General features: G+C 71.7%; 1 protein-coding gene. It reads right to left on the bottom strand.

Annotated elements, in window-relative coordinates:
* The coding region (locus ACZ7KF_RS41410; RefSeq protein WP_471087850.1) for an amino acid adenylation domain-containing protein at positions 1-5,115 on the bottom strand (5,115 nt) is incomplete at both ends.

Genomic DNA, 5,115 nt, shown 5'->3' with positions numbered 1-5,115 from the left:
CAAACCCCTCAACAGTCCCCCGGTCAAACACATCAACCGAAAAACCGAACACACCCGACAACCCAGCCGGCCCACCCACACCATCGAAAACCTCGTTGATGTTGACGGTGAGGTCGAACTTCGCCGCTTCGAGTTCCGCCGGTTCGACGGTCAGGTCGAGGCCGGGGAGCCCGAGGCTGGGCGGTGTGGTGTTCTGGAAGGCGAGCAGCACCTGGAAGAGGGGGTGCCGGGACAGGGAGCGGACGGGGTTGAGGACCTCGACGAGGTGCTCGAACGGCACGTCCTGGTGGGCGAAGGCACGCAGGTCGGTGTCCCGTACCCGGGTTATCAGTTCGCGGAAGGTCGGGTCGCCGGAGAGGTCGGTGCGCAGCACGAGCGTGTTCACGAAGAACCCGACGAGGTCGTCCAGCGCCTCGTCCGTGCGGCCCGCCACCGGGGAGCCGATGGGGATGTCCGTCCCCGCGCCCAGCCGGGACAGCAGTGTCGCCAGCGCGGCCTGCACCACCATGAAGACGCTCGCGCCCGTTTCGCGGGCCAGCGCGGTGATGTCCTGGTGGAGTCGGGCGTCGAGTTCGACGGGGACCTGCCCGCCCCGGTAGGACGCCGTCGCGGGCCGGGGGCGGTCCATCGGCAGGTCCAGCTGATCGGGCAGATCGGCGAGTTCCCGCTTCCAGTGGGCGACCTGACGGCTGATGAGGCTGTCCGGGTCGGTCTCGTCGCCCAGCAGCTCCCGCTGCCACAGCGCGTAGTCCGCGTACTGCACCGGCAACGGCTCCCAGGCGGGCGCCTTTCCGGCGGTCCGGGCCTCGTACGCGGCGGCCACGTCTCGTGCCAGCGGGGCCATGGACCAGCCGTCACCCGCGATGTGGTGCAGCACCACGAAGAGGACATGCACGGTGTCGTTCAGGGCGAACAACCGTGCGCGAAGGGGAAGTTCGCGCGTGACGTCGAAACCGGTGGCCGTTTCGCGGGCCAGGGCGCCGGACAGTTCCTCTTCCGTGACGTGCAGGACGGGCAGCTCGACCAGGGTGCCGTCGGTGTCGCTGTCCACGATGCGCCGGCGCGGGGTGCCGTCGGGGCCCTCCGGGAAGACGGTACGCAGGCTCTCGTGGCGCGCGACCACGTCACCGAGCGCCGCCGCGAGCGCCGCCCGGTCCAGCCGGCCCGTCAGCCGCAAGGCGATCGGCATGTTGTACGTCGCCGACTCCGCCCCCTGAATACGGTTGAGGAACCACAGCCGCCGCTGAGCGAACGACAACGGCACCTCACCCGGACGGTCCACCGGCTCCAGCCGAGGACGAGCACCCTCGGCGCCGGCGAGGCGTCGGGCCAGCTGTGCCACGCTCGGTGCCTCGAAGAGGGCGGCCAGGGGCAGCTCCACCCCCAGGGCACCACGGATCCGGTTGGCCAGTCGGACGGCCAGCAGGGAGTGGCCGCCCAGGTCGAAGAAGCTGTCCTCGACCCCGACCTTCTCGACGCCGAGGATCTCGGCGAACAGATCGCACAGGACTTCCTCGCGTGCGGTGCGCGGTGCCCTGCCGGAGGCGGCGGGAGCGAACTCGGGCACCGGGAGGGCCTTGCGGTCCAGCTTGCCGTTGACGGTGACGGGCAGCGCGTCCAGGACGAGCACGGCGGCGGGCACCATGAACTCGGGCAGCCGGGTGCCGACGAACTCCCGCAGTTCCCCCTGGTCGACGGTGGCCCCGCGGCCGGGTACGGCGTAGGCGACGAGGCGGGCGCCGGCGGCGTCCTTGCCGCCGTGCAGCAGGACGACGGCCTGCTCCACCGCGGGATGAGCGGCGAGCGCGGACTCCACCTCGCCCAGCTCGACCCGGAAGCCGCGGATCTTCACCTGGAAGTCCGTGCGGCCGAGGAACTCGATGTTGCCGTCGGCCCGCCACCGCACCAGGTCACCGGTGCGGTACATGCGCCGGCCCGAGGTGTCGTAGGGGTTGGCCACGAAACGGTCCGCGGTCAGGGCCGGCCGGCCCACGTAGCCGCGCGCCAACTGCACACCGGAGATGTACAGCTCACCCGGGACACCGGCCGGGACCGGCTGCAGGCGCTCGTCCAGGACGTAGACGCGGGTGTTCCACACGGGTGCGCCGATGGGGACGCTGGGCGCGTCCGGCTCGTGCCGGACCACCCACCGGGTCACGTCGATCGACGCCTCCGTGGGCCCGTACAGGTTGAACAGGCCGGCGTCGAGGGTGCGGCGGAACTTGTCGGCGAGTTCGAGGGACAGTGCCTCACCGCCGAGGATGACGGTGTGCAGCGTCGTACAGGTGCCGGTGGTCGGCTCGGCGAGGAACACGGCGAGCATCGAGGGCACGAACTGGAGTGTGGTGACGCGCTGCGCGCGAATCACCTCGACCAGGTAGGCCGGGTCCCGGTGCCCGCCGGGCTTGGCGACCACCATGGTCGCGCCGACCTGGAGGGCCCAGAAGAACTCCCATACGGAGACGTCGAATCCGGTCGGGGTCTTCTGCAGGATCCGGTCCCCGGCACGCTGCGGGTGCCTGGCCTGCATCCAGGCGAGGCGGTTCACGATGGCGTCGTGCGGGATCATCACGCCCTTGGGGCGGCCGGTCGAGCCGGAGGTGTAGATCACGTAGGCGGGGTGCCGGAGCAGCAGCGCCGAGGCACGGTCCGTGTCGTTCAGGTCGGTGTCCGCGTACGCGGTGAGACCGTCCGCGAAGGCGGGGTCGTCGACGACCACGGCGGGCAGTGCCTCGGGCAGCAGACGCAGGGTGTCGGCGGTGGTGAGCACGCACACGGGACGGGCGTCGTCCAGCATGTACGCGATCCGGTCGACCGGGTACTCGGGGTCGACGGGCAGATACGCGGCTCCCGCCTTGACCACCGCGTACACGGCCACGACCTGGTCGACCGATCGGGGCAGGGCGAGCGCGACGATCCGCTCGGGGCCCGCTCCGCGTTCCACGAGCAGCCGTGCGAGGCGGTTGGCGCGGGCGTTGAGTTCGGCGTAGGAGACGGTGACGTCGTCGTGGATCACGGCTGCGGCGTCCGGAGTGCGCGCCACTTGTTCTTCGAAGAGCACCGGCAGGGGTGCCTGGCGTACCTCGGTGTCGGTGGCGTTCCACTCCTCCACGATCCGCCGTCGCTCCGCCGTGGTGAGGAGGTCGAGTCCGGCGACCGGCTGGTCCGGGTCCCGGACCACGCTGCGCAGGATCCGCTCGAACCGGGCCACGAGTTCGTCGGCCGTCTCGCGGTCGTAGAGGTCGGTGGCGAACTCCAGGACACCGGCGAGTCCGCCTTCGGTGCCGTCGTCCGCGTGCAGTTCGTCGAGGTAGACGCAGAGGTCGAAGCGTGCGGCCGTGGTGGCGGCCTGCTCGACCGCCACCGTGAGGCCGGGGAGGTGCAGCTCGGGCTGCTCGACGTTCTGGAAGGCGAGCATCACCTGGAACAGGGGGTGCGCGGCCATGGAGCGGGCCGGGTTGAGGACCTCCACCAGGTGCTCGAAGGGCACGTCCTGGTGCGCGTACGCGGCCAGGTCCGTCTCCCGGACCCGGTCCACCAGTTCGCGGAAGGTCGGGTCGCCGGAGAGGTCGGTGCGCAGCACCAGCGTGTTCACGAAGAAGCCGACGAGGTCGTCCAGCGCCTCGTCCGTGCGGCCCGCCACCGGCGAACCGATCGGGATGTCCGTCCCCGCGCCCAGCCGGGACAGCAGCGCCGCGAACGCGGCCTGCACCACCATGAACACACTCGCGCCCGACTCCCTCGCGAGAGCCGCGAGGTGCTGGTGCAGTTCCGCGTCCAAGGCGAAGGACACGCTGTCGCCCCGGTTCGAGGCGACGGCGGGCCTGGGCCGGTCCGTGGGCAGCGCCAGCTGCTCCGGAAGGTCCGCGAGGGCCTCGGTCCAGTGCCGGATCTGCCGATGGGACAGGCTGTCGGGGTCGGAGTCGTCGCCGAGCAGCTCTCGCTGCCACAGCGCGTAGTCCGCGTACTGCACCGGCAGCGGGTCCCACGCGGGCGTCTTCCCGGCGGTCCGGGCCTCGTAGGCCGCGGTCAGGTCGCGTGCCAGCGGGGCCATGGACCAGCCGTCGCCGACGATGTGATGCAACACCACCATCAGCAGGTGTGTGGTGTCGTCGACGGTGAACAGCCGTGCCCGGAAGGCGGGTTGGGCGGTCAGGTCGAAGCCCTGGGCCGCGGTCTCGGCCACGCGGGCGTCCAGGTGCGCGGCCGGCGTCTCCACCACGTCCAGCGTCACGACGGTGTCGTGGGCGTCGAGGATGCGCTGGTGGGGGGTGCCGTCGGGGCCTTCGGGGAAGACGGTCCGCAGGCTCTCGTGCCGCTCCACGAGATCGCGCAGGGCTGCGGCCAGCGCGTCCCGGTCCAGGCTGCCGGTGAGCCGCAGGGTGATCGGCAGGTTGTACGTGGCGGCCGCCGTGCCCTCCAGGCGGTTCAGGAACCAGAGTCGGAGCTGGGCGAAGGACAGCGGCAGTTCGGCCGGCCGGGTGCGGGCGGTCGGCGCGGGGCGGGCCCGGTCGCCGTCCCGGGTGATCCGGTCGGTGAGCTGGGCCACGGTGGGCCCCTCGAAGAGGGTGCGGAGCGGTACCTCGATGCCGAGGCGGGTGCGGATGCGGCTGATGAGCCGGGTGGCGAGCAGGGAGTGGCCGCCGAGGTCGAAGAAGCTGTCGTCGATGCCGATCCGCTGCACGTCGAGCACTTCGGCGAAGATCGCGCACAGTTCCCGCTCGCGTTCGCCGCGCGGGGCGCGTGAGGTCGGGGAGGCCGCGTAGTCCGGGGCCGGCAACGCCCGCCGGTCGAGTTTGCGGTTGGCGGTCAGGGGCAGCTCCGCGAGGGTCACGAACGCGGCGGGGACCATGAACTCGGGCAGGCGCTCCCGCGCGTACCGGCGCAGGTCACCGGCGTCGAGGGCATCCGCCGCACGCGGTACGACGTAGGCGACGAGGCGTTTGTCGCCGGGCCGGTCCTCCCGGGGGACGACCGCCACCTGCGACACCAGCCGATGCCCCGCGATCACCGCCTCGACCTCACCCGGCTCCACCCGGAAACCCCGGATCTTCACCTGGAAGTCCGCCCGCCCCAGGAACTCCACCGTCCCGTCCGCCCGCCAGCGAGCCAGAT

It is taken from the genome of Streptomyces sp. NPDC038200, from assembly GCF_055600785.1.
This window is presented reverse-complemented; position numbering and strand designations above follow the sequence as displayed.